The organism is Acinetobacter thutiue, from assembly GCF_030385805.1.
GTDB classification, from domain to species: domain Bacteria; phylum Pseudomonadota; class Gammaproteobacteria; order Pseudomonadales; family Moraxellaceae; genus Acinetobacter; species Acinetobacter corruptisaponis.
In genome coordinates this window covers 256,936-281,712 of the sequence record NZ_JAUDZE010000001.1, presented here as the reverse complement: position 1 = coordinate 281,712, position 24,777 = coordinate 256,936, and the positions used below count along the sequence as shown (strand labels likewise).

The 24,777-nt window shown below is 40.9% G+C and carries 25 protein-coding genes; 9 read left to right on the top strand and 16 right to left on the bottom strand.

All coding sequences use genetic code 11. The annotated features are described in order from the left end of the window. Positions 1-2: 2 nt before the first annotated feature. Both QTA56_RS01390 and QTA56_RS01385 read right to left on the bottom strand, forming a co-directional pair. Positions 3-3,017, bottom strand: a complete 3,015-nt coding sequence (locus QTA56_RS01390; RefSeq protein WP_267979165.1) for a peroxisomal multifunctional enzyme type 2 — start codon at positions 3,015-3,017, stop codon at positions 3-5. 39 nt (positions 3,018-3,056) lie between these two features. Beyond that, positions 3,057-4,235 carry an acyl-CoA dehydrogenase family protein gene (locus QTA56_RS01385; RefSeq protein ID WP_267980009.1) on the bottom strand — a complete coding sequence of 393 codons (1,179 nt, stop codon included), beginning with the start codon at positions 4,233-4,235 and terminating at the stop codon, positions 3,057-3,059. A 183-nt stretch (positions 4,236-4,418) separates the two neighbouring features. On the opposite strand from QTA56_RS01385, the gene QTA56_RS01380 reads away from it, so the two are divergent. The 3 genes from QTA56_RS01380 (at position 4,419) to QTA56_RS01370 (ending at position 6,961) form a co-directional block, all read left to right on the top strand. Then, entirely contained in the window at positions 4,419-5,081 is a 663-nt protein-coding gene (locus QTA56_RS01380) for a TetR/AcrR family transcriptional regulator (protein WP_267979164.1), read from the top strand. Positions 5,082-5,196: 115 nt separating this feature from the next. Continuing rightward, positions 5,197-5,769 carry a TetR/AcrR family transcriptional regulator gene (locus QTA56_RS01375; protein WP_267979163.1) on the top strand — a complete coding sequence of 191 codons (573 nt, stop codon included), beginning with the start codon at positions 5,197-5,199 and terminating at the stop codon, positions 5,767-5,769. 172 nt (positions 5,770-5,941) lie between these two features. Then, entirely contained in the window at positions 5,942-6,961 is a 1,020-nt protein-coding gene (locus QTA56_RS01370) for an MBL fold metallo-hydrolase (protein ID WP_267980008.1), read from the top strand. Between the two features lie 139 nt (positions 6,962-7,100). Here QTA56_RS01370 and QTA56_RS01365 read toward each other — a convergent pair whose 3' ends face one another. The 4 genes from QTA56_RS01365 to QTA56_RS01350 form a co-directional block, all read right to left on the bottom strand. Further along, on the bottom strand, positions 7,101-7,901 hold the full coding sequence (locus QTA56_RS01365) for a sulfite exporter TauE/SafE family protein (protein ID WP_267979162.1): 801 nt from the start codon (positions 7,899-7,901) through the stop codon (positions 7,101-7,103). A gap of 55 nt (positions 7,902-7,956) precedes the next feature. Continuing rightward, positions 7,957-8,463, bottom strand: coding sequence for a flavin reductase family protein (locus tag QTA56_RS01360; RefSeq protein WP_267979161.1), 507 nt, complete (start codon positions 8,461-8,463; stop codon positions 7,957-7,959). A gap of 84 nt (positions 8,464-8,547) precedes the next feature. Further along, positions 8,548-9,582, bottom strand: coding sequence for a methionine synthase (locus QTA56_RS01355; protein ID WP_267979160.1), 1,035 nt, complete (start codon positions 9,580-9,582; stop codon positions 8,548-8,550). 30 nt (positions 9,583-9,612) lie between these two features. Continuing rightward, positions 9,613-10,605: a DUF1852 domain-containing protein gene (locus QTA56_RS01350; RefSeq protein WP_267979159.1), complete on the bottom strand. Its 993-nt coding sequence runs from the start codon at positions 10,603-10,605 to the stop codon at positions 9,613-9,615. Between the two features lie 252 nt (positions 10,606-10,857). Between QTA56_RS01350 and QTA56_RS01345 the strand changes: the two genes are divergently transcribed. Further along, positions 10,858-11,526: an epoxyqueuosine reductase QueH gene (locus QTA56_RS01345; RefSeq protein WP_267979158.1), complete on the top strand. Its 669-nt coding sequence runs from the start codon at positions 10,858-10,860 to the stop codon at positions 11,524-11,526. Here the strand turns inward: QTA56_RS01345 and QTA56_RS01340 are convergent. From QTA56_RS01340 to QTA56_RS01325, 4 genes are all read right to left on the bottom strand, one after another. After that, positions 11,523-12,929 (bottom strand): methylenetetrahydrofolate reductase C-terminal domain-containing protein, encoded by a 1,407-nt coding sequence (locus tag QTA56_RS01340; protein WP_267979157.1) that lies wholly within the window; start codon positions 12,927-12,929, stop codon positions 11,523-11,525. The genes QTA56_RS01345 and QTA56_RS01340 overlap by 4 nt on opposite strands. A 215-nt stretch (positions 12,930-13,144) precedes the next feature. Then, positions 13,145-13,432 carry a hypothetical protein gene (locus QTA56_RS01335; protein ID WP_267979156.1) on the bottom strand — a complete coding sequence of 96 codons (288 nt, stop codon included), beginning with the start codon at positions 13,430-13,432 and terminating at the stop codon, positions 13,145-13,147. A gap of 13 nt (positions 13,433-13,445) precedes the next feature. Continuing rightward, positions 13,446-14,186, bottom strand: a complete 741-nt coding sequence (locus QTA56_RS01330; RefSeq protein WP_267979155.1) for a saccharopine dehydrogenase family protein — start codon at positions 14,184-14,186, stop codon at positions 13,446-13,448. Positions 14,187-14,278: 92 nt separating this feature from the next. Further along, entirely contained in the window at positions 14,279-15,352 is a 1,074-nt protein-coding gene (locus tag QTA56_RS01325) for an alpha/beta hydrolase (protein WP_267979154.1), read from the bottom strand. 102 nt (positions 15,353-15,454) lie between these two features. Here QTA56_RS01325 and QTA56_RS01320 point away from each other — a divergent pair, with 102 nt between their 5' ends. The 4 genes from QTA56_RS01320 (at position 15,455) to QTA56_RS01305 (ending at position 18,051) form a co-directional block, all read left to right on the top strand. Continuing rightward, positions 15,455-15,955, top strand: a complete 501-nt coding sequence (locus tag QTA56_RS01320; protein ID WP_267979153.1) for an AraC family transcriptional regulator ligand-binding domain-containing protein — start codon at positions 15,455-15,457, stop codon at positions 15,953-15,955. A gap of 182 nt (positions 15,956-16,137) precedes the next feature. After that, a complete protein-coding gene (locus QTA56_RS01315; RefSeq protein WP_267979152.1) occupies positions 16,138-16,485 on the top strand; it encodes a helix-turn-helix transcriptional regulator in 348 nt (115 codons plus the stop codon). A 98-nt stretch (positions 16,486-16,583) separates the two neighbouring features. Beyond that, on the top strand, positions 16,584-17,015 hold the full coding sequence (locus tag QTA56_RS01310; RefSeq protein WP_267979151.1) for an SRPBCC family protein: 432 nt from the start codon (positions 16,584-16,586) through the stop codon (positions 17,013-17,015). 337 nt (positions 17,016-17,352) lie between these two features. Then, positions 17,353-18,051, top strand: a complete 699-nt coding sequence (locus tag QTA56_RS01305; protein WP_267979150.1) for a DUF1826 domain-containing protein — start codon at positions 17,353-17,355, stop codon at positions 18,049-18,051. 242 nt (positions 18,052-18,293) lie between these two features. Here QTA56_RS01305 and QTA56_RS01300 read toward each other — a convergent pair whose 3' ends face one another. Then, positions 18,294-18,878: a TetR/AcrR family transcriptional regulator gene (locus tag QTA56_RS01300; RefSeq protein ID WP_267979149.1), complete on the bottom strand. Its 585-nt coding sequence runs from the start codon at positions 18,876-18,878 to the stop codon at positions 18,294-18,296. A 416-nt stretch (positions 18,879-19,294) separates the two neighbouring features. Between QTA56_RS01300 and QTA56_RS01295 the strand changes: the two genes are divergently transcribed. Next, positions 19,295-20,155: an iron-containing redox enzyme family protein gene (locus QTA56_RS01295; protein ID WP_267979148.1), complete on the top strand. Its 861-nt coding sequence runs from the start codon at positions 19,295-19,297 to the stop codon at positions 20,153-20,155. Positions 20,156-20,325: 170 nt separating this feature from the next. On the opposite strand, the gene QTA56_RS01290 is transcribed toward QTA56_RS01295, so the two are convergent. The 5 genes from QTA56_RS01290 to QTA56_RS01270 form a co-directional block, all read right to left on the bottom strand. Further along, positions 20,326-20,940 (bottom strand): TetR/AcrR family transcriptional regulator, encoded by a 615-nt coding sequence (locus tag QTA56_RS01290; RefSeq protein ID WP_267979147.1) that lies wholly within the window; start codon positions 20,938-20,940, stop codon positions 20,326-20,328. Positions 20,941-21,004: 64 nt separating this feature from the next. Further along, positions 21,005-21,832: a lysophospholipid acyltransferase family protein gene (locus tag QTA56_RS01285; RefSeq protein ID WP_267979146.1), complete on the bottom strand. Its 828-nt coding sequence runs from the start codon at positions 21,830-21,832 to the stop codon at positions 21,005-21,007. A gap of 102 nt (positions 21,833-21,934) precedes the next feature. Next, the gene (locus QTA56_RS01280; RefSeq protein WP_267979145.1) at positions 21,935-22,783 is read right to left on the bottom strand and encodes an SDR family oxidoreductase; all 849 of its coding nucleotides are present in this window, start codon (positions 22,781-22,783) and stop codon (positions 21,935-21,937) included. Between the two features lie 4 nt (positions 22,784-22,787). Continuing rightward, positions 22,788-23,813 (bottom strand): 4-hydroxy-2-oxovalerate aldolase, encoded by a 1,026-nt coding sequence (dmpG, locus tag QTA56_RS01275; protein WP_267979144.1) that lies wholly within the window; start codon positions 23,811-23,813, stop codon positions 22,788-22,790. 3 nt (positions 23,814-23,816) lie between these two features. Next, complete coding sequence (locus QTA56_RS01270) at positions 23,817-24,776, bottom strand: acetaldehyde dehydrogenase (acetylating) (protein WP_267979143.1); 960 nt, start codon at positions 24,774-24,776, stop codon at positions 23,817-23,819. Position 24,777 lies beyond the last annotated feature (1 nt).

Sequence of the window (24,777 nt, the reverse complement as noted above, 5' to 3'; positions counted from 1 at the left end):
TCTTAAATTAAGCCAATCAGGTTTTGTAATTGCTGGGTGAGTGTAATGTCGCCATCGACACGTAGTTCGCCACGTTGATATAGGTCACGGCTGTTACGTTTGCCCTGTACAATTTCCAGTAAACTGCTATCACTCAGACTAAAAGTGACATCAGCCTGCTCAGCCTCACCTTGCGTTACAGCGGCCTGTGCAAAATCGACTGTCCATTGTGCTGCGGGTTCAGTGATATTAAATTGAATACGTCCTGTCTTGGCTGGAATCTGTTCAATTTGCTTTTGCAGGGCAGCAAAAATCAGTACAGCATTTGCATCCATCGATTTTTTAGGTTCTGGGCTATTCGCTGTTATTGCCTGAGAACCTGCGCCTGAAGCAATACGCTTATCCCGTGCTGCCTCAATACGCTGCTGTCCCATGTCCTGTAGCACGGTTAATTTATTTGATGCCATGACATTGCCTGCAATCTTGAGCTGACCGCCAAAGAACAGTTTTTGCACATCAGCCAGTGAGCCACCAAACACGGTTGGAATATGTTGCTCATCCATATCCAAAGTCACGTCAGGCTTGTCTATATCGCCTGCCCCTGCACTACCTTTGCCATTTTTCAGGTCAATAAACCAGTTTGAATCTGGGTTATGGATACGGAACTGGAATGTGGTTTTAGTTTTTTCTGCCAAATCACCTTTTCCATTCAGATAGTCATTCACGGCGCTAAAGATGTCCACCAATGTAATTTCAGTGTTTTGGGCAGTTTCAGCTTGTTCATTCGATGTTGTAGTACCTACACTGGCAAGTCGTTGCTGTTTCACTTCCTGATAACATGCTGTGTTGATGTCCTGTAGCACAGTCAGTTTATTGGAAGCCATGACATTACCGCCAATTTTTAACTGACCACCAAAAAACAGTTTTTGCACATCAGCCAATGAACTGGTGACCACAGTTTCCAGATGCTCCTCGTTCATTTCCAGTATCACGTCAGCTTTTTCGCTTTCACCTTTTTGGCATGCACCTTTTCCATTTTTCAGGTCCAGCGTCCACACGGATTCAGGGTTTTTCAGCTTAAACAGAAATACTGTTTTGGTTTTATCCACCAGTTCAGGATGTTGCGCCACATAATCTGCAACCACTTTAAACACATCACTGGCAATTAAACGGTCTGGTTCAGTGCTTTGGCTAACCACTTCGGTCTGTTGATTCACCACTTTTGGCTTCGCTGCCGCTTTTGGAATCTCTGAATATAGTTCAACCACAGCGTTTTTAATGACAACTTCATTACGCTCTTTGACACTGGTTTCAAAGATGATACGGTTGTCCGACTCTTTCCACATTTTGGTGACCAGCGTATCACCAGGAAATACACTCTTGGCAAAACGTACCTTGATGCTCTTGAAATAACGCTCATCGTTATTACAAAATGCCTTGATCACATGACGGCCACAATAGCCGAAAGTACACATGCCATGCAGGATCGGTTTTTCAAAACCAAAAGCCTTGGCAAAGTCAGGATCGGCATGCAACGGATTCCAGTCCCCTGACAGGCGATACAACAAGGTCTGGTTGGCATCGGTTTTTTCTTCAATGATCGCATCTGGTTCACGGTCTGGTGGCGTATTCACCTCACCTGATGGACCACGGTCACCGCCCCAGCCACCTGCACCTCGTACAAAGGATGTCATTTCGTTGTAGGCAATTTCCTCGCCAGATTCATCCTGAGTAGAAATCGCAAAAGTGACTACAGCATTTGGTGCTTTATCGAATGCTTCCTTAAACCTGAATACGTGGCGCAATTTGGCATGTGGAGGTAATGGACGCTTGATCTCCATATACTGCTCACCATGCAGCAGGCGATCAAAACCAAAGTTCATGCCAGGTAAACTAAAGGTTCCTGTTTTGGCAGCAGCCAGCATGGCATTCAGTTGCGGCATCGCACCATAGGTTGGAATGGCCGCAAACTCACCCAGTTCATACACATATTTCAACTCGGACTTGTCCAGTGGATCACGTGCTGCACCAATTCCCAGTGCATACAGGGACAGGTCCCTTTCATCGTAAGATGACTCCAGCACCAGTTCCGCCTTAGCTGCCTCATCCAAATCAATAAATTCATTACCGCCCAAACTTGGGTGGTTGATCCCATCTAAAATTGGGGTAAAAGATTCAGTGGTGCTGTCTGGATGGGTTGATTCATTAAAGTCAGTGATTTTATTCCAGCGTGCTGCAACGTCATCCACATTAAATTCACGATTATTGGGAAACGAATGACCAACCGTACGTTCCCAGCGTAACTTGGCGATAAAGCCTGCACCGACTTCAAACAATCCCTTGGTCTCTTTACAGTTTTCATGGCATAACCATGCCACCAGAGGACTGACCGCTTCGGGTTTCAGCAATGCCAGTAACTCAGGAGGCATCACCGTTTCAGTCAAACGTGATGCTGCCAAAGGCGCAATGGTATTGACGAAAATATTTTTACTGCGACCCTCTTCTGCCAGACAGTTGGCAAGGCCTAAAATTCCCAGTTTAGCTGCACAATAATTGGCTTGCCCAAAATTGCCGTAGATACCTGCCGCAGAGGTGGTCATGATAATTCGACCATAACCTTTTTCACGCATGATAGGCCAAGCGGCATGGGAAACACTTTTACTGCCGTTGAGATGTACCCGCATGACTAAATCCCAGTCCTGCTCAGTCATTTTGGCAAAACTGACATCACGCAGAATCCCCGCATTATTGATGACAATATCCACTGTACCAAAATGGTCGAGAGCGGTTTGTACGATTGCCTCACCATTTTCCACTGAATCGTAATTGGCAACCGCTTCACCGCCCATCGCACGGATTTCCTCCACCACCTTATCCGCAGCCGATGAGGAATGACCAGCTCCATGAGCGCTACCGCCCAAATCATTGACCACCACCTTACAGCCTCGTGCCGCCAGTGTCAGTGCATGTTGTCGCCCTAAACCACCACCCGCACCTGTGACAATTGCCACTCGTCCATCAAAACGTAATTCCGACATTGTTATTTTTCTTCCTATCTTTTTAAATTAATTCATGTTTTAAATGGTGCGTGAAATCAGCTCTTTCATGATTTCATTGGTGCCACCATAAATTCGGTTCGGACGAATATCCAGATAGGCACGGGCAATTGGATATTCCAGCATATAGCCGTAACCGCCATGCAACTGCACGCACTCATCCACAACCTTGCTGGCTAAATCAGATACCCAATACTTGGCCGCACAGGCAGCTTCTACCGATAATTCATTTTTTAAAATCTGTTCCATACAGCGATCTACAAATACACGGGCAATCTGTGTTTCTGAACGGAGTTCCGCTAGTTTGAAACGGGTGTTCTGGAAAGTCGCAACAGGTTTACCAAAGGCTTTACGAGATTTCACATATTCAACAGTCGTTGCCAGCGCACTCTCTGCACTTGCCGCACAGATAATGCCAATCATCATGCGTTCCCATGCCAACTCTTTCATCAGCATAAAGAAGCCCATGCCCTCCACACCTAGCAAATTGGACTTTGGTACACGCACATCATTAAAGAACAGTTCACAAGTATCCTGACCGTGCATACCCACCTTTTTAAGTGGCTTACCTTTACTAAATCCCTCACGGTCTGCCTCAATAATCATGAGAGAGACATTTTGCGCACCACTTTCGCTGGTTCCTGTTTTAACCGCGACTACAGCCATATCACACAGATAGCCATTGGTAATAAAGATTTTGGAACCATTGATAATATAATCATCACCGTCTTCGATTGCAGTCGTACGAATAGCCTGTAAATCTGATCCAGTTCCTGGTTCAGTCATGGCAATTGCTGTAACAACCTCTCCTGTTGCCATCTTCGGCAGCCAAGCCTGTTTTTGTTCTTCATTGCCAAAATTATTGATGTAGTTCGCAACAATGTCAGAATGTAGTGCAAAACCAGATGCAGAATCACCCACCCGTGCCTGTTCTTCAATCAAAATCATCGAATAAAGACGGTCAACCCCTGACCCACCATATTGTTCTGGCATGGTGCAGCACAATAAACCCAGTTCACCCGCCCGATTCCAGAGTTGTCGATCAATATGTTGCTGCTCTGCCCATTTTTCATGGAATGGCGCAATTTCGGTTTCAAAGAAACGGCGGGCTGTAGTGCGGAAAGCCTCATGCTCCGCACTAAATAAGGTACGGGGAATCATTGGGCTAAGCGGTTCAGGTACATGCACGGCATTCAACATGGTATTCATTTTTGTTCAGTTCCATAGATCATTTAAAAGAATAATGGTACGCCTTTCTTTTTATTTACAATACGGACGTACGGTATGTTTTTATCATGCTATATTAAAGTCGTCAAGCCAATATTGTCAGGCCATTTATTCATTTGTTATAGTCGAAAAAACCAATTGAAAATGTGTAACCCAGTGAAATCAGCCGCTCCCAGACTTACCCAGCATGAACGTAGTGAAGCCATGCGAGAACGCTTAATTGAGGCAACGCTAGAATGTTTGGTCAATGATGGCTATGCGGGCACCACAATTAGTAAAATCATTAGTACCGCTCAAGTTTCAAGAGGCGCACCTATTCACCATTTTCCCTCCAAAGCGGCATTGATGGAGGCAACTGCGGAACAGTTGATCAAAAAAATCTATATTTCTTTGGGTAAAATCATCAAAAAAATGGAGAACTCGGAAGACCGCCTTGAAAGTCTGATTATGGCTGGAGCAAGTTTGTTAAAAACTCCTGAAGCTTCTGCATTACTGGAATTATTGGTTGCCAGCAGACATGAACCTGAACTTGCTGCAAAACTACAGAATTTATGGATTATTTCCTACAAAACCACCAGAGATGCGGCAGAACATTACCTGGCCTCAAAATCTGACATAGATAATGTCGGAGACCTTATTATTTTAACGCAATGGGTTTTACGCGGCATGGTTGAAGATATGCACATTACCGCCCATACAGCCAAAACAACTGAGTTCTTTAACCGCTATATTAAGCTATGGAGCTCATTGTTATCCCATCATCTTTATACCAAATCTGATGTGACCACACCTCCGCCAAAACCTAAATACTGGGATTGAATAGGAAATATAAATATTATATTACCCCCTCAACCCAAATATCCTTACAAAATACTCTTGATCTTTATCTAATTTTAGCTATGATTGAGCAATCACTCATTTATGTTTTTATATTATGGCTCGCCCTCGCAGTAATGATAAACGTGATGCTATCTTAAATGCGGCTGTCGAAGTACTCGCTGAGATGGGCGAACGCGCTCCCACATCAAAGATCGCCAAGCTTGCAGGTGTTGCAGAGGGAACCTTATTTACCTATTTTAACAGTAAGGAAGAACTGCTGAATCAGCTCTATCTTTCTTTAAAAGCTGAGCTACGCCACGTCATGATGTTGGGTTACCCTACAGACACCAATCTTAAAGCACAAATGCATCATGTCTGGCAAAGCTATTTGAACTGGGGAATCAGTGCTCCCCAGAAACGTAAGGTTATGGCACAACTGTCAACATCTGAACAAATTACTGAACAAAGCAAACAAATTGGGATGCAATCGTTTTGTGACTTAACCCAATCAATCCAGAATCAAGTTGATAAGGGATGTTTACGTGACTATCCCCCGCTTTTTATCGGTTCAATATTCGGCGCAATGGCTGAAGTGAGTATAAATTTTATGGTGCAAGACCCAATGTCTGCTGAAAGCTATCGTGAGTCAGGTTTTGAAGCATTTTGGCATGCCGTAGCAGTAATGTAGTTATCTTTTTAAATAAAGACATATGTCTTTATTTTTAAAACCCAATTAATGAGTGATTAATTACTCATTTAATTAATACCTGATTTATCTCATCCTGTTTACTCTTTTGCCTACTGTGATGAGTTTTATAAATCAACCACCCCAATCCCGTTAAAGGTAAAATATGATGAATATGATCTATAAAAACATAGAGGGTATTAATAAACCTCCACTATCCTCTCAAAAACGTAATGGACGCTTCTGGAATCTAAGCCCCAACCTACATAAAACAACTTTGTGGAAGACCTTGCAGCTTATGTGGCGCTTTGCATTTAATAAACCTGCTGGCACTGTACCCAACAAGCCCATTCCTATAATAATCCTCACACAGCAGCAATTACTTGCCGCACCTGATCGCTCCCTGTTTCGGCTTGGACATTCAACTGTGTTATTAAAGTTGCGTGGTGAATTTTGGCTGACAGATCCCGTATTTTCCAAACGTGTCTCACCCTTTCAATGGATCGGGCCAAAACGCTTTCACCTACCACCAATCAGCATTGCCGAGCTACCACCCATCAAAGGGGTAATCTTGTCGCATAACCATTATGATCATCTTGACCATGATGCAATCATGCAACTGATGGATAAGGTGGAACACTTCATCACCCCGCTTGGTGTTGGAGATACCTTGATCAAATGGGGCGTACCTGCGGACAAAGTCCAGCAACTGGACTGGTGGCAAGACACCCATATTCACGGTCTACATTTGGTGGCGACACCTGCACACCATTTCTCAGGTCGTGGCATATCTGATAGCAATGCCACCTTGTGGGCATCATGGGTCATTATTGATAATGACCTGCGTATATTCTTTAGTGGAGACACAGGCTATTTTAATGGCTTTAAAGAAATTGGGGAACACTATGGTCCTTTTGATATGACGTTGATCGAAACAGGGGCTTACGGTCAGGATTGGCCTGATGTCCACATGCATCCTGAACAAACCCTACAAGCCCATCTGGACTTAAAAGGCAAAAATCTTTTGCCTATACATAATGGAACTTTTGATCTGGCACTGCATGTCTGGGATGATCCATTTGAACGCATTGTGGCATTGGCTGAGCATCAAGATGTGGTCGTGTGTACACCACAAATGGGCGAAATGCTAAATCTTGAAGCCCCACAGGCAAACACACGCTGGTGGCGGGAATAAATACGACGGTGAGTTTATTCATCGAACCTATCAAAAGTTATGAGAATATTTAGCCATAGCAAAGCACCCTTTAAATTAGATTTAAAGGGTGCAGATTACTGAGTGGACTTTTCATCAGCGGGAATCAAATAAATCTATCTCAATGTAATCCCTTAAAAATGAAGAAACACCCCACGATACATAACATGACGGCAAAACATTTTTTCAGCACTGCTGGTGATAAGGCATGTGCCGCTTTTGCACCCAGCTTTGCGGTAAAAAAACTCATGACACTAATGCCTAGAAAGGCATAAATATGGACATAACCAATACTATTCGGAACATGAATATGGTCTTTCATTCCAAAAAACATGAATCCCAAAGCGCCAGCGATGGCAATCGGTAAACCACATGCGGCTGATGTCCCCACTGCTTTCTGCATTACCACACCATAATGGTTGAGATAAGGTACAGTCAGGCTGCCTCCACCAATCCCAAAAATTGCAGAGGCAACACCAATTCCTGTCCCTGCAACAACTTGTTTAGGAGTGGATGGAAGCTGTTTAGTCTGATCTATGAGTTTTTTTGCCCCCATAAACATGGTATAGGCGACCCAGATCACAAAAACACCAATGATCAGTTGCAAATGTGCGCCAGACAATAATCCTGCAATCCCCGCTCCAAAAAATGAACCAACCGCCATGCCAGGCGTTAGATTTTTAAAGACTGACCAGATAACTGCTCCATTTTTATTGTGCGCCATCAATGAACTGATCGAGGTGACGATAATGGTCGCCAACGAGGTTCCCAAAGCCATATGCATGATCACTTCAGGGCCATAACCCATTTGGGTAAAGACCACATAAAGAATGGGGACAATGATGGTTCCACCGCCCACACCAAACAGCCCAGCGGCAAATCCAGCTAATGCGCCGATTGCAAAAAAAATGATTAATTCCACGATGATGATAAATTCCGAAATAAACTTGCTTAAAAATTGGAGGTTAAATACAGCGTTAGATTGAACGAGTTTTGCCTGACACATGATGCCCGACATGATAATAAGCACGATTAAAATGAACCAAGCCTTGTTCTTGCTGACTTTGTTGAATTGCAACAATACGGCAGATAAAAATACTATGTGTGCCCACTTCCTGAATTTGCTCAATCTCACAATCAAAGCTAACTAAAGCATCTGTTAAAATCGGTGAACCTGTTTCCAGTTCTGTCCAAATGGCTTGTTTAAAGCGCTCTTCTGGACTAATTTTAGAGGAAAATGCATTAGAAAGATGTTGCTGATGTTCAGCCAACACATTGACACTTAGGATTTTATTCTCAATAAAATGGATATGTGAACTCGCAGCTCTATTCATACAGACCAATAAAGTCGCAGGACTATCCGACACACCACACACCGCAGATGCAGTAAAACCATAACGACCTGATGTCCCTGCTGTGGTCACGACATTGACCGCACTGCTTAACAACGACATTGCATTTCTAAAGTCTATTGCTTCAATCATCATTTTATTCCCAATAAAAATGACCTGTTTAATCCTAAACACCCATTAAACAGGTCACTTTTACATCATGCTTTCAATTCTAAATTATTTGCCCAAGATTTCTTTTCGAACAATTTCCGCACCTGCACTCAACGCATGCAACTTGCCTCTGGCAACGTCACGAGATAATGGTGTCATACCACAGTTGGTTGATGGATAAAGGTTATCCGCATCCACAAATTGCAATGCCTTGCGTAGGGTATCTGCCACTTCTTCAGGCGTTTCAATACTGTTAGTTGCCACATCAATCGCACCGACCATGACTTTTTTACCACGAATCAGTTCAATCAAATCCATTGGCACACGAGAGTTATGACATTCCAGTGAAACAATGTCGATTTTAGACTGTTGTAGTTTTGGAAAAGCTTCTTCATATTGACGCCATTCTGAACCCAGCGTCTTTTTCCAGTCGGTATTGGCTTTGATGCCATAGCCGTAGCAAATGTGCACAGCCGTTTCGCATTTCAGCCCTTCAATGGCTCGTTCCAAAGTGGCTACGCCCCAGTCATTCACCTCATCAAAGAATACATTAAATGCAGGTTCATCAAACTGGATAATATCCACACCTGCCGCTTCCAGCTCTTTGGCTTCTTCATTGAGGATTTTAGCAAATTCCCACGCCAGTTTTTCACGGCTTTTATAATGCGCATCATACAGCGTATCAATCATGGTCATTGGACCTGGCAATGCCCATTTAATTGGTTGTGTGGTGTGCTGACGTAAAAACTTGGCATCTTCCACGAAAACTGGCTTTTGACGAGAAACCGCATCAAATACAGTCGGGACACTGGCATCATAACGATTGCGGATTCTGACCGTTTCACGTTTTTCAAAATCAACGCCATGCAGATGTTCAATAAAGGTGGTGACAAAGTGTTGGCGGGTCTGCTCACCATCACTGACAATATCAATGCCTGCATGGAGTTGTTCCTGCAAGGATACCAGCAACGCATCACGTTTGCCTTGAATCAGGTCATCGCCCTCTAATTTCCAAGGCGACCAAAGTTTCTCAGGTTCTGCAATCCAAGATGGTTTCGGCAAGCTACCCGCAGTTGAAGTCGGTAATAATATTTTCGTCATGATCAATCATCTTTTCTATAATTGGTGAATTTAAGCGGCTTCGGTTTTATCGGTGTAGCTCGCAGCCCATTGCTCAAGGATATTTTGGTATGGCTTGATAAAATGTTCTTCAGTCCATTTGCCTTGCTCAATCGCCAGTCGGCTACGTTCTTCACGGTCATAGACGATTTGAGTCAGTGAAAAATCCTGATAATTCAAACTTGGTTGATAGCTTTGTGCTGCCACCGAATTGGCATTGTAAATTTCAGGGCGATAAATCTTCTGGAAAGTTTCCATGGTACTAATCGTGCCAATCAATTCAAGGTCAGTGTAATCACTCAACAAATCACCATGATGATAAAATGCCAAAGGTGCAACACTATTTGGTGGCATGAAATAGCGAACCTTTAAGCCCATTTTTGCGAAATATTCATCAGTTAAGGAATAATCGTCCTGCTGATATTCCACACCAAGTACAGGATGTTGATTGCTTGTGCGCTGATAGGTCTTGGTGGTTGAAACACTGAGGCAAATCACAGGAGATTTGGCAAAATTAGACTTATAAACTTCTGAGTTTAAAAAAGACTTAAAGATTTTACCATGAAGCTCGCCATAGTTTTCTGGCAGGCTAAACTTGGCTTGATTCTTGTTATGCTCTGGCAGTAAGACACTAAAGTCATAATCGCGCACATAAGAGGAAAAATTGTTGCCAACAATGCCTTCAATACGTTTATTGGTTTTATGATCAACAATATTGGTTTTTAAGATTTCAATCGTAGGAAACGTCTCGCCCTTGCCTTCCACATCAATATCAACAGAAATGATGTCAAGTTCGACAGAATAACGATCTGCTTTAGGGTTATCCCAATGTGCCAAAGCATTAAAACGATTGTCAATCATCTTTAATGTATTGCGTAAGTTCTCTTGACGACGCTCACCTCTCGCCAAATTGGCAAAGTTGGTGGTGATACGTGTATTGTCTGATGGGCGATAATTTTCATCGAAACGAATACGCTTAATCGAAAATACAAACTCATTACTCATTATGATCCACCACTCTAATTTTTACGATAAAACTTGAATGATGTGATTTATACCGAAATCATGACATGAATAAAAACAAGTTAATTTCATAAAAAGATGAATTTAATTCATGTTTACGTATTCTGTAGCTTTCAGCCTTAGAGCATGAGCATTTTTCATCTTAACCTGAAAAAATATCAGGATATTCCTCCCTCTTTAACTCATCCAGATCTCTAAAATAGAATACAGAGATTAGATTGAAGCCTTATTCATATGTCAAACAAACTTGAACGCCAAAAATTGACGCTTCCCAAAGGGCATGACAAATTGCTGCTGCATTCCTGCTGTGCCCCTTGCTCAGGTGAAGTGATGGAGACTTTAATCGAATCTGGCATCGACTTTTCGATCTTTTTTTATAATCCCAACATTCATCCCGTAAAAGAATATCTAATCCGCAAAGAAGAAAATATTCGCTTTGCAGAAAAGCACAATATCCCATTTATTGACTGCGACTATGACACTGACAACTGGTTTGAACGTGCCAAAGGCATGGAAAATGAACCTGAAAAAGGTATTCGCTGTACCATGTGCTTTGATATGCGTTTTGAACGCACCGCATTGTATGCCGCAGAAAATGGCTTTAGCCTGATCAGTAGTTCTTTGGGCATTTCCCGTTGGAAGAATATGCAGCAGATTAATGACTGTGGTCATCGCTCTGCTTCGCATTATGAGGGAATTAGCTATTGGGACTATAACTGGCGCAAGCATGGTGGTGCTGTTCGTATGCTAGAAATCAGCAAAAAAGAAGAGTTCTATCAGCAAGAATATTGCGGTTGTGTCTACTCACTTAGAGATACAAATCGTTGGCGTATGAGCAATGGTCGTGACCGTATTCAGATTGGTGTGAAGTTCTATTCAAATGCAATGGATGATGAAGCTTAAGCCTCTGTCGCCAAATACCAGTTTTTCCATGAACTGCTTTGCCGAGTTGTAATCGCAACTGTTGGAATCAACTCGGTTTTGAGCAATTCTGTTTGCTGAACTGCTTTGGCAAGTCTGGCTTTGATCGAATGAATACATTCACGATCACCAAATTCACAACGGTCTAAACTTGTCCCACCACATGGTCCATTTGCTAGACCTTTGGGACAAGTCTCTGGACAGATATACAGGGTTTCACTCAAACGACACTGCCCACAGCTTTCACATCCGACAATACTCCGCTTACTCAGATGCTCAACCTTGAGTAAAAGATGACTGGCTTTCGGTTTGTTCCAGAATGATGCCTTAAATACAAATCGCCCCACACCCATTGCAGGGCGTGAATCAAAAAGAATATTGTGCATCCAGTGCATGGTTTTATATTTTAGTAATTGTTTGGTGCTGACTTTTTTGGCAAAGATTTTAACCTCTGGCTGAAATACTTTCTCTGTTTCAGCCTGCCATAATGCGTTCCACTCCATCTCACATTCTTTTAAAGAAAGTCCCTGATAATGTTGTAATGCCTGTTCCAATTGCTGCTGTTCATCCTGTTTATGACAGGCAGATAAATGCACACCTACATAACCTAAATGCTGACAAATTAAAATTTGTAAGGCACAACGGGCATAGACATTCTTTTCAGCCTGAATCGGGTCAGCTTGATATTCCTGTTCAAGAACATGGAGCAGATGTTTGGGAATAACAATTCCAGCCACCTGATGCCTAAGCATAAATTTTGCTCGCCTTAATGTGAGTGGCATGACACAAGCAATCAAGGGAAAGTGTGGATAATCTTCTATCAGACATTTTTTGGTTTGCTTGATTTTGTCCAAATCAAAACCCAGTTGAGTGATTAGAAAGTCCGCACCAGCCTTAATTTTTTTATGTAATTTTAAATACTGTGCATCGCGCTCAGCTTCAGTATATTTAAACGGATTAAAGGCAACACCAATATTAAATCCATTCCTTTTTTTCGCTGTCATGACTGCATTAACAGACTCTAAATAGCGTGTACGCTCATTGGTATTCTCTTTGCCAAACTGATGCTTTTTTAGCTTATCGCCTGTGAGTAGTAAAAGGTTACGTTCACCTAACTGTTCAGCCTGATCAAGAAATTCCTCAAACTCATTAATATCCCTGCCCTTGCCTGAAAAATGTATTAACTTTTCAATGGATTGAGGATAATGCTTAGCAACATCGATAGGCTCTGGATCTTCATCACTATGTACCCGATCTGCCAAAGTCATCATTGCTGGAAAGCCAGCAATGCTTTGTGTTACAGCTAAGGTATTTCCAGTTGAACATATATATTCGACTAGAATACAGAACTGCTTCTGATCTAAACACTGAGAAAATAAGGGCATAATAACAAAAAGAAAAAGAGATGAGGTTTGAGAAATATCTCTGATATTCATTATAGGTTATAAGCTTTGAAAGTGGAACTCAGAATAATTTTCTCTTTTATTCACCCTTTTTGGCTGGTCCAAATTGCTAAGATATAGAGATTAAATTTAAGCTTTATCGCCATATCAGATAAACTTAAGTGCCCAAAGCAGGTCTTTCCTAAAATAAAGTGTTTCTAATAGAAAAAGCTTGTCTGTACACTTGGTCGCTTTGAAAAGAAATCACTGCCCATAAGCATCGATGGCGTTGAATATCCTGATTTATTTGGGTTTTCCATACAATGTTGTGCAATTGCCAAACTCGTATCTACAGTCAATCTATACACATTCGGCCCTGACATCTGACATGTGACTTTCTCCCCTTTCGCATTTCTTGCTTCAGCCCAAAATTCTGTACATTCAGTCTCTAATGCCTCAGTCTGTGGACCATTTGCAAAGAATCTTTCAGCTAACTTGTTGAGCATATTAGATACAGCTTTATTGGCGAAGATCGGTTTTAAGAAACTGGTTAAGAAAAACAGCTAAATACAGTGGCATTGCTGCATAAACAATTCCATTTGGCGTATTGGTAGAAATTTCTGCGGTAAAAACATCTCCCCAAGGAAATGAAACACTCCATCGACTTCCATTTGGAAAGGATAATTTACGGATACGATACCCCTGTGGAACAGAGAGAAGTTGATTGTCTCTACGGATCAAACCACCTGTTGCAGCTCCCTCAATTGCCGTTTTAATCGTACCGATACTTGGTCGAGTACCAAAGTTAAATCCAATATCAATATGAGTTGCATCTGGCAATCGTTCTTTCAGACTAGCAGCTAGGCAGTCTGTTGGCACAATGTCAAATCCCGCGCCTGGGCATAAAACAATTCCAGCAACTTTGGCGCGTTGGTCTTGCTCATGACAATATTGAAAGACAGGAATTTCCCCTGTGATGTCAATATAATCAATCTTTTTTTGCAAACAAGCTTCAACAAAAGCAGGTGCTGTAGACACAAAAGGCCCTGCACAGTTTAAAACCACAGTAATATCATCAAGATACTCAACAATATTACTGGTATAAAAAGCTCTGCTTTCTAATTTGTATTGCTCTTCCAAAGATCTTAATTTCTCTTTTGAGCGACCTGCAATCACAGGTTTAATTCCTCGACGGATTGCCTCATGTACCATCAACTCACCAGTGTAGCCATAAGCACCATAGATCATTAGTTTGGTCATTGTTCATTATCCTTATTTCTAAAATGTACCCAGTACAGGTTGTTGATTAATCAATTACTGGCAGAGACAGAAAACGGGTAAAGTAATACCCGTTATTTCACTATGGTTTGATAAAAACTATCAATCGTCTCAACCATTTGAGATAACCCTGGTTGTTCTAGCGGATAATGCCCCGCATTTTCCAACATCACTGTTTTTACAGGAACTTTCTTGATACGGCTCAGGAATGGTGTACTTAAATCTAATGGTGTCCAGCGGTCTTTTGCAGGTTGGGTCAACAATACTGGGCAGACTTCAAAGTCTTCTGCTGTAACTTCTGGCCTATAATGAATATATGAGTCTAAAAAAGTCAGTGAGACTGAATTTCCTGCTGAGGTTTTATCTTTCATAAAAACTTTCAAAGCATCTTTATTGTTTACCAAGGTACTCATTTTACTTGCCCAGCTCATTGGAACACGCATGGATGCTAACGGTGTTTTAGCCGTCCAGTGTGTAATTGGCGTACCAACACGACTCATAAATAGGTTATTGGCAACCGTATCTTTAACCACCTGACTGCTGGTATCAAGAAATGTCATACCGACTATGGCCTTAACTTTTTTATTTTTTGCCGCTACGTGATAGGTCAGCATCCCACCTGCACTTAAACCATATAAAACAACTGGACAATTATCTTTTGCCAGTTCGACATCAATTAAGTCGCTTCCAGCCTGAACCCAATCGTCATAACGAATCACCTTGCCTTTGCCTACTTGGGTTACACCATAACCAGGCATGTCCACTGCAATGGTTTCATAACCACAATCAGCCAAAGGCTTGCCTAAAATCATCGACATCTGTCGACCATTGGTTCCAACACCATGAAATAGGATCACCTTAATCTTCGCCTTTGGATTTCGGTAAGTATCTAAATGTATGTTGTTACCATTCCAAGCCCACCATTCTTCTGTTGGTAATTGATCTTTAGGAATATGGAATTCTGATGGAAGAAATTGTTCGATTTGCTGCCATGCAACCTGATTTTGATAACCCATAGCCGAGTCTCCTATTTTTATTTCTTTAGCTGAAGAGGTAGTCATTACACATGCCATCAAGCTGGTTATACCTAATTTATGGATAAAATTACGTATAATACTTGTCGACTTAATTGGTTGAACTGAATTCATATCTAGTCCTACTCATTCATATCGGATAATTGAATGTTAGGCTTCCGCGTTAAAATCAGCCATGCTAGATTAGGACATAGGTTTTAGTATTTAGGCCAATCAATGTTAGAGTTTCAAGACTATCTCCGAGTCCCATCAAGTGTGCAATTATTATTAGAACTGGGTGAACAACTCAAAATACAAAAAGCTCAATTATTAACGGGTACTGGGCTAACGCTTACTAGATTAAGCGACGTAAACTGCGTTGTAACACCTAATGAAGAAGTGAGTGTCATTGATAATTTAATTGATCTTTTATCCACAAATACGGCTGGATTGGGTTTAATTGCAGGGTTCAGGCATCAACTAACAACTTATGGCATTCTAGGTTATGCACTCATGAGCAGTGCAACAGGTTTAGATGCAATGAATCTTGTACAACGTTATCTCGCATTAACCTATACCTTTGTGAAAATTAGTTTTTATCAAGACAATGGACAATGCCTAATTCATTTTATTGAACCTGTAGATTTCACACCAGAGCTACAGCAATTTGTTCTTGAACGAGCGAGGCAGCCACTTCAAGAGTCATCAATGACATTTATGAGAGTTCTTTTCAATTAGATGCATTTCATCTTAAATATCCAGAACCATCACATCCTCTAATTGATGTTCCTAAAACATATTTAGGAACAGGCATTCAATTCGGTCAAGAAAATAATGTTTTAAGATTCAATATTGCACAGTTGCAACATCCACTACCGCATACAAATTCGAACACTGCTGCAATGTGTGAAAGGCTGTGTATGGAACTTATCACTCAACGCCATACCACATTAACAACGACCATGATTGTCCGTGACTTTTTAATGAATGCTCCATCTGGTGTATTACTCAGTCTAGGTCATATTGCAAATAGATTGAATACAAGTGAGCGTACCCTTAAAAGGCGGTTACAGGAAGAAAATACCTCATTTAGACTCATTCAAAATGAAATACTGCATCATCGTGCTGATGTACTTTTATCTAAAGGTTTAAGCTTAACCCAAGTCGCAGAAATTTTAGGTTTTTCTGATTTATCAACGTTTTCCCAAGCCTATAAACGCTGGACTGGCATGGCTCCTAGTCATTATAAAAACAATGAAATCAAATAGAAAAACTCCGACAGACTACAATTCCCTAAAAAATTAAAGGGTGCTAACATCATCAATCTGACAATCATCCATGTCAATTTATTCAGAGGGAATGCTCAATGTTAAAAACACAACATGTCAAGATCATACAAGAATTTAATGCACCTGTAGAAAAGGTCTTTGCCATCTTGAGTGAACACGAAAACCTAAGCAAAATCTTTGCGCCAGCTAAAGTTACCCGTATAGCTAATGGCGAGGATGCACGTAATGGTGTCGGCTCTGCCCGTAAAATGTCAATTCCACTGTCACCATCATTTGTTGAGACCAATCTGGTCTATCAAGAAAATGAACTGATTGAGTACGCCATTACCAGCGGTATTACACCGATAAAAAACCACCGAGGTGTGATGAAGTTTACTGATCTGGGAAATAATCGTACCCGTTTAGACTACACCATTACTTTCAAGGGTAGACTTCCTTTTATTGGGCCAATCGTTAAAGCAGCCCTGCAAAATGGTGTAAGTCGTGGGTTAAAAAAACTCAAGATTTAAATGATCTTAATTAAACAGGGGTTAATAAACTTAGTCCCTGTTTCTTTTAAAGAATATTTTTTAATTCAATGCCTAGGCTGACTATTGCAACATTTACTGAATAGCTAAACCCCTTTCCTCTCACACCTTAAAACTGATCCTGCATTGCTGTGCGAAATAATAATCCAAAGCCTCCTGATGAAAGCCCTATTACCTTGTTCTTTGATTGATTTACTTGGCTAAAGTAATCAGATCTTATAATTTGAACTGTCATAATTAAAACCATTTTAGATCGAAACACAATATTTCTATAAAGCCAAGTATATAATGAGGGTGCGATCTATAGTTTAACCCTGATATGAAGAATAAATTTTCCAATAGCAATCAAATTGGCGTGGTTTCTACTTTTTCTGAACTTATAAACAGAAATTTTCAAGGAGATATGAATGCCATTTGCTGGTATAGAAATTTGGTTGGCGACTTTAAAGAGATTGTGGCCAAACTTGAGTTAAAAGAAAGCATCACAGAAGTCTCCATTAAAGATCTTTTAGCACTGCAACTTTCAGAAAAAGGCGATTTGGCAAGAAAAATTATCTTGGAGGATATCCAGCTATTAGCTGATTTTGGAGCATCCCCATCTCTTAACTTAATTAAAAGTTATGAACGCGACGAAGAACTCGATTTCATTTCAACAGATGTCTATTCCTATCATGTTGATCGCTCACCTATCGAAACGGATACTTTTCTATGTACCTATCATGGCCCTGCAAGTGAAATCCTGCCCAATGATCAGGTTGAACAGAAAATTTTGATTCCAGAAATCAGGGAAAAACTCAAAAAATTACATGATGGTTCAGAGGCTGAATTTGAAAATTTTCTGGAAGACTATTTTTTTGATCTGCATTATCAACCTAAACCCAATGCACACCCCATAAATTTAGGCTCAGGGCATCTTTGGCGTTTAGCAGTAGATCATCCAACACAAAAAGTCTTGCCCTGTGTTCATAAAGCTCCTACTGAAAAGGAGGATGAACTAAGGCTATTATTAATTTGTTAAATATTTGGTCGATATATAGAAGTTAAACTGGTTGACTCAATGATTATAATAATCTTATTGCCTACCCTATAAACTAAAAATGGCAATATGAGTGGTCAGTATTTAATAGCTTAAACCACGAAATAACAATCAAGTTTTCATACACATTACCCCTACTGACCTTTAAAATAGATACCATTATTTACATATAGCATCCTACCACCATCATTAAACCACTCCTAGAATAAAAACAATAGCCTACTCTAACTCGCTTCAGGTAAAACATTATTAGATTGATCCATTATTACCAGTCTTTCTATATAACTCCATGACTGTTCTATTTGTAGATAGTCCTGACTCATTTTAGCGTAAACCGTCATTCCATCTAAAATATTAATAAACATTGAAGCTAAAACATGGGGTTCGGTCACCTTAACCTTAGTAAATAAATCTTCTGAAAGCTGGCTCAGCCATTGGCGATATTCTTCTATAGGACGGGCCACAGAGGGATATTGCTTTAAGATTTCAACCGTTGCTTTTTGGAACATGCAGCCATTAAAGTCATCCGACTTAAACCAGTCCAGATACCATAAATAAATGGCCTTGATTCTGCCTAAGTAGTCATCCTCTCTTTTTTGGTCTAAAGTCGCTAGGATCTCAGCCTGGATATTCTCATTTCTTCTTTCTAAACAAACCTCTATCAGTTTTTCCTTGGACGGAAAATATTTATAGAAAGTCATTTTTGCCACACCAGACTCAAGAATGATTCGATCCACCCCAACGGAACCATAACTATGAAGATTGAATAGATTTAAAGCCGTTTTAATAATATCTTCTTTTTTTGACATCTTTATTTTCCTTTAAAATTTCTAATATATTTTAATGGCAGAGCTGGAACGAGTCTGGCAGCCATATTTTTTATGTTTCCATATTCACTCCATGCTAATTCAACTCATGCAACAAAACAACTACTATAAAATATCTTGATACTTAAGTAGAAAACATAACTATTAAAATTAATTTAACAAAAATTTAAATTAAATTAATTATTAAATTAAACTACACATAAATATTAACCACATTTAAATTAAAATTAAATTTATTTAGTACTATTAAAAAATTGATTTAAGCAAAAAAAGATTTTATATTCTATCAATCCAAAAAAATTAGCTTCTGGTTATAGCAAGTAGCAAGATGCAAATAAAAGCCAATCTAGAAGCAATCAGGATATAGCAATAATATAAATTAAAAGGATATATATATCATGGCAATAAAATTCGAAAACTTTAATGACCCAAGAAAAAATGCTTTAGACGGAATGAAAAGAAGTATTTCGACTGAAGTCTGGGAAAAAAACATCGCCTTTTTAAATAAGCTAAGAGCTGATATTTCCAGTCATCCCGTGTCTAGGCATCCTGCGATTCAAATGCTTAATGATGGAGTGATTGATAAGGAATCATTACAGAAGATTCATTTGGAATATCGCCATGCCATCGTGCAGGTGTTTACTGATGCCCTACTCATGGCACAATTCCAGACCAGACAGCTTGAACCCCGTCTTAAATCTGGTTCCAAAATGTTTCCCCGTTTCCTGTTGACGTTAAACATTCTGGATGAGTTTGGTTTCCGCCCTGGTTTGGATCAGGATGGTTATTATTCAGGCAACCCTGAATACGCTCACTATCCTTTGTTTGAAGATGTGTTAAATGACTTTGGAATTAGTGAAACTGAGCGTAATGCCTACCAGCCATCCTTAATTGCAGAGAAAGTACGAACATATCTAGAAAATTCATTTAATGACTACAAGGCTGTTGCAGCACTTTTAGCCGTGGCAGAGGAAGAGGTTATTTTGTTTAGTCCAGCTTTACGTCAGGCAACACATGCTGTTGGCTTTGATGTGGATAGTGGCTATTACTATGTTCATGGGGTTTCTCATGATGAAACTGCTGAAGCAGCAGATGATGATCATGAAGATGACTTGTGGTTCGTTCTGGCTCAGGCATGTACTGAAAATGACTATGAACTGATTGCTAAAATAAGTTTTGAATATTGTGATTTATGGCAACAATTCTGGGATAAGCAAATTGCGGATCTTCAATATGAACCATATCAAAAATTAGCCTAACTTAATACGTCCCACTGTGTTTAAGACATAATGGGACATTTTTCAATTCAAAGCCTGAACTGACTGCTGCAAACCTTTCTGAATATCTTTCAATATATTAGTTTAAATAAATAGAAATTTTTTCAGATAAAAAAGCCTGAAATAAAATTTCAGGCTTTTTTAGATATTCTTTATAACTCTAATAAAGGTGGTAATTCTCTTCTTGCAATCCCGTAGGCTTCATCACGATCTACGCCCATTGCATATAGCAATAACTCAGCAATTTCAGTACCTGCATCTCTCCAAGTTTTATGCCCCTCTAATACAAGAAAAATAGATGTCAAAACAGAGCCCGCAATCAAAGACATGATGGAAAGCAGTTGATCCTCACGGAATATATATCGCTTGCTGTCTAAACCAGCCATTACATCTGGCAGTGGTGAATCATGACTTGACCATAAGGCCATTAATGATTTTGAACTGAAAGCAAAACGGCATATAAATCGTCCCCAATCCGACTCTTCATGGGCTCTACGAATATACATACGAACGCCAGTGGCAAGGCGAATCGCCGAATCTGGTTCATCCCCGAGTGTTTTAATAACACGTGCATTCATTTCTTCCGCGAGCTGAGATGCGATGTCTTCAAATAAGGTATCAGGATCTAGCTGATTATTATAAATTGTGCCACGAGCCACACCAGAAGCTGAAGCCAATTCACTGATACTAATATTAGTCGAACCTTTTTCAGCAAAAAGTTTTAAAGCTGTCTTATGAATTCTTTGCTGTGATGAAGATAAACGCACGTTAAGACCCTTTAAACCAAATCATGATATTTGAACAGATGTAGGAATGATTATACAGTTTTTTCTAATCATTAAAACTTCTGGTCAATTTCTTTCGTAACCAACCCCAGTTTTGTTGTTTGTCAGATTCTCGATACTGTTTCAGGTCTAGAATCTGTTTTTCAATCGACTGTGCCACCTGCTCCCGTATATTCCAGATCTCTTGTTCGTTATTTTCCACATGAGCAGTTGGGATTCTTTCCCCAAAACTAAAATAAAAACGTTGTGGCTTAGGAATCGGTAAATAACCTAAACCTGTAGGAATCGGTGGCAATATATCTCCACCTCTTAATTTTTCATTGAGTTTCAATGTATTTAGGAGTTTTTGTGCAGTATTATTTTGCTGAATATCATTGGCATCAATCACAATATCAAAACAGTCATCAGCCCCAACCGAAGCAAAAGGAATAATGTCATAGCCATGTTCTATTGCAAGGCGGGCAAAACCAGTACGCTTTTTCCAGATGAGTTGATATTTTTCACCTTTACGGCGCATGACTTCTCTTGCACCACCAGGAAACACCATGATGGACTGACCACTCGACATCAGTGCATGACAGTTTTCTGGCGTTCCCAGTACCATACCGCCTTTAGTGAGGATGTCTTTCCAGATCGGCACATGAAAGTGCATACGATCACCCAATGAACGCAAATGAACACCATGTTGCTCTCGTAGATGTTCCAGAATAAGAGGAACATCCAACAGACCATACAGTGTATGATTGCCAACAAATAAAGCGGGTTTGGACATATTGAGTTGATCCGAGTTTAAAAACACGGGATTAAAATACCAACGTTCTAAATCACGTCCCCACTTACCGTAGTTTTCTTCTGGGGGTACAAAGTTATCCATCTTATTCTCCTCTTTAAATTAAGATACGTCCTTGTATCTTAAATTTTAGATTTATGTTGTTTTAGCCTGTAACGCAAGGCATGGATAAAATATCAACAGGCCCTACTGTTTGACCCAAGTAAGGCTTTTTTCCCATAGCGCATTGGCTAAATTTATATTTTGAGCAGCATGGGAAGATACTTTCACTTTACAGTCTTCATAATAGAAACCTGTATCGCCAGCAAGCTGTGGCTGGGTGGCACAATGCAGTGTAGTTTTTGCGCCCGCTTCTGGGCTAATCATAAAACGTCCCATAAGCTTGACCAAAGGTTTTGGCAAACTCCGCCATACATTGGTAGACACCACCCCAGGATGTACTGCATAAGTGGTCACGCCTGTGCCATACAAACGGCGACCCAATTCTTTTGCAAACAGAATATTGGCGAGTTTGGCGACCGCATACTCTTTTAAACCACCGAAACTATTGGTGAACTGCAATACAGCATTAAAATCAATTCCCTGAGCATGTCGATGGGCTTTACTTGACACCACCACCACTCGTGCAGGTTTGGACTCAATTAATTTTTCAGTCAATAACTGTGTTAAAAGGAAATGTCCAACATGACAAACTCCAAATGTCAGTTCAAATCCTGAAGTGGTCATGCCTTTCTGACCAGCTAAACCTGCATTGGCAATTAGTAAATGCAATGGTAGATTTCGAGAAAGAAACTGGGCTGCACACTGACGTACAGAATCTAAATCAGCTAAATCCAACTGAATAAATTCTGCTTTTGCTCGTCCAAAACTGAGGCTTTGGATTTCCTGAAGTACAGGTTGAGCTTTTTGTTGAGAGCGACAAGCCAAAAATACGTGGTAACCTTGTAATGCCAATTCTCTTGCAGTGACTGCACCGATTCCTGAGTTTGCACCCGTGATAAATGCCACTTTGCCATTTAATTTAAATTGAGACATGCTGTTATCCTGCCTGTTGCTGTTTTAATAAGTCTAAAGCGACATCAACAATCATATCTTCCTGCCCACCCACCATACGGCGGCGACCCAATTCCACTAAAATATCAACAGTATTTAAGCCATAACGTTTAGAGGCGATTTCGGCGTGACGCAAGAAACTTGAATAGACTCCCGCATAACCGAGTGCCAATGTTTCACGATCCACACGCACAGGTCGATCCTGTAAAGGTCTCACCAGTTCATCAGCAGCATTCATTAAAGTAAATAAATCTGTTCCATGATGCCAACCCAAACGTTCAGCCGCAGCAATAAACACTTCCAATGGTGCATTACCTGCACCTGCGCCCATGCCTGCCAGACTGGCATCAATACGATCACAACCTTCCTCTACTGCCACAATCGAATTGGCAACACCCAAGCTTAAGTTATGGTGGGCATGAATCCCTGTCTGTGTTTCGGGTTTAAGAACATCTTTCATGGCACGGAAGCGGTCACGAATATCCTGCATGGTCATTGCACCGCCTGAATCCACCACATAAATGCATTCTGCACCGTAGGATTCCATTAACTTACCCTGTTGTGCCAATGCCTCAGGTGTGGTCATGTGGCTCATCATCAGGAAGCCCACGGTATCCATGCCCAATTCTCTGGCATATTCGATATGCTGCTTGGAAATGTCAGCTTCGGTACAATGTGTTGCCACACGAACAACTCGAGCACCCGCATTATAAGCTGCCTTGAGGTCGTGAATAGTACCAATCCCTGGCAACAACAAAGTCGCAATTTGGGAATGTGTCAGCACATCAGCGGCGGCTTCAATCCATTCCAGATCAGTATGCGCACCAAAGCCATAGTTAAAGCTTGAGCCTTGCAATCCGTCACCGTGTGCAATTTCGATACTGTCTACTTTTGCTTCATCTAAGGCTTTGGCAATATCCTGTACATTTTGGATGGAGTACTGATGACGTACTGCATGACTGCCATCACGTAAAGTCACATCGGAAATATATAATTTTTTGATCTTATCCATCGCTTAGCCCTCAACCGATGCACGTTGTGATTGGAGTGATGCCGCCATTTTTTCACCTGTTGCCAATGCTGCTGAAGTCATAATATCCAGATTGCCAGCATAGGCAGGTAAATAATGCGCTGCACCCTCAACTTCTAAAAACACACTGGTTTTTAGCCCAGAAAATTTACCTAAGCCTGCAATATTAAGTGGTGCAGATTCAGGAATCACCTCAAACTGGACTTTTTGTTTTAGGCGATAGCCAGCAACATATTTTTGCACCTCAGCCACCATCTGCTCAATCGAGGCTTCAACCGCAGCCTGATCCGCAGCTTCAGACAGCACATACACCGTATCACGCATCAATAATGGTGGTTCGGCTGGATTGAGAACAATAATCGCCTTGCCTTTTGCTGCGCCACCGACTGTTTCCAGTGCCTTTGATGTGGTTTCGGTAAATTCATCAATATTTGCTCGCGTTCCCGGACCTGCCGATTTACTGGAAATAGATGCCACAATTTCAGCATAATGAACTTTGGCAACTTTCGAGACTGCTGCAACCATTGGAATAGTCGCCTGTCCACCACAGGTCACCATATTGACATTGAGCTGGTCAATGTGTTGTTCCAGATTCACCACAGGAACGCAATAAGGACCAATTGCCGCAGGGGTTAAATCCACCATACGGATATTCGGCTTATGTTGTCTTAATAAAGCATCATTTTTAATATGTGCCCCAGCAGAGGTTGCATCAAAAACAATATCAATGTCTTTAAATTCAGGTAAATCAATCAGCCCCTGCACGCCCCGATGGGTAGTGACAACGTCCATTCGTTGAGCACGGGCTAAACCGTCTGATTCAGGGTCGATACCGACCATTGCCGCAATTTCCAGATGTTGCCCGTAACGCAACATTTTGATCATTAAATCACTGCCAATATTGCCACTACCGATAATGGCTGCTTTTATTTTTGGAGTACTCATC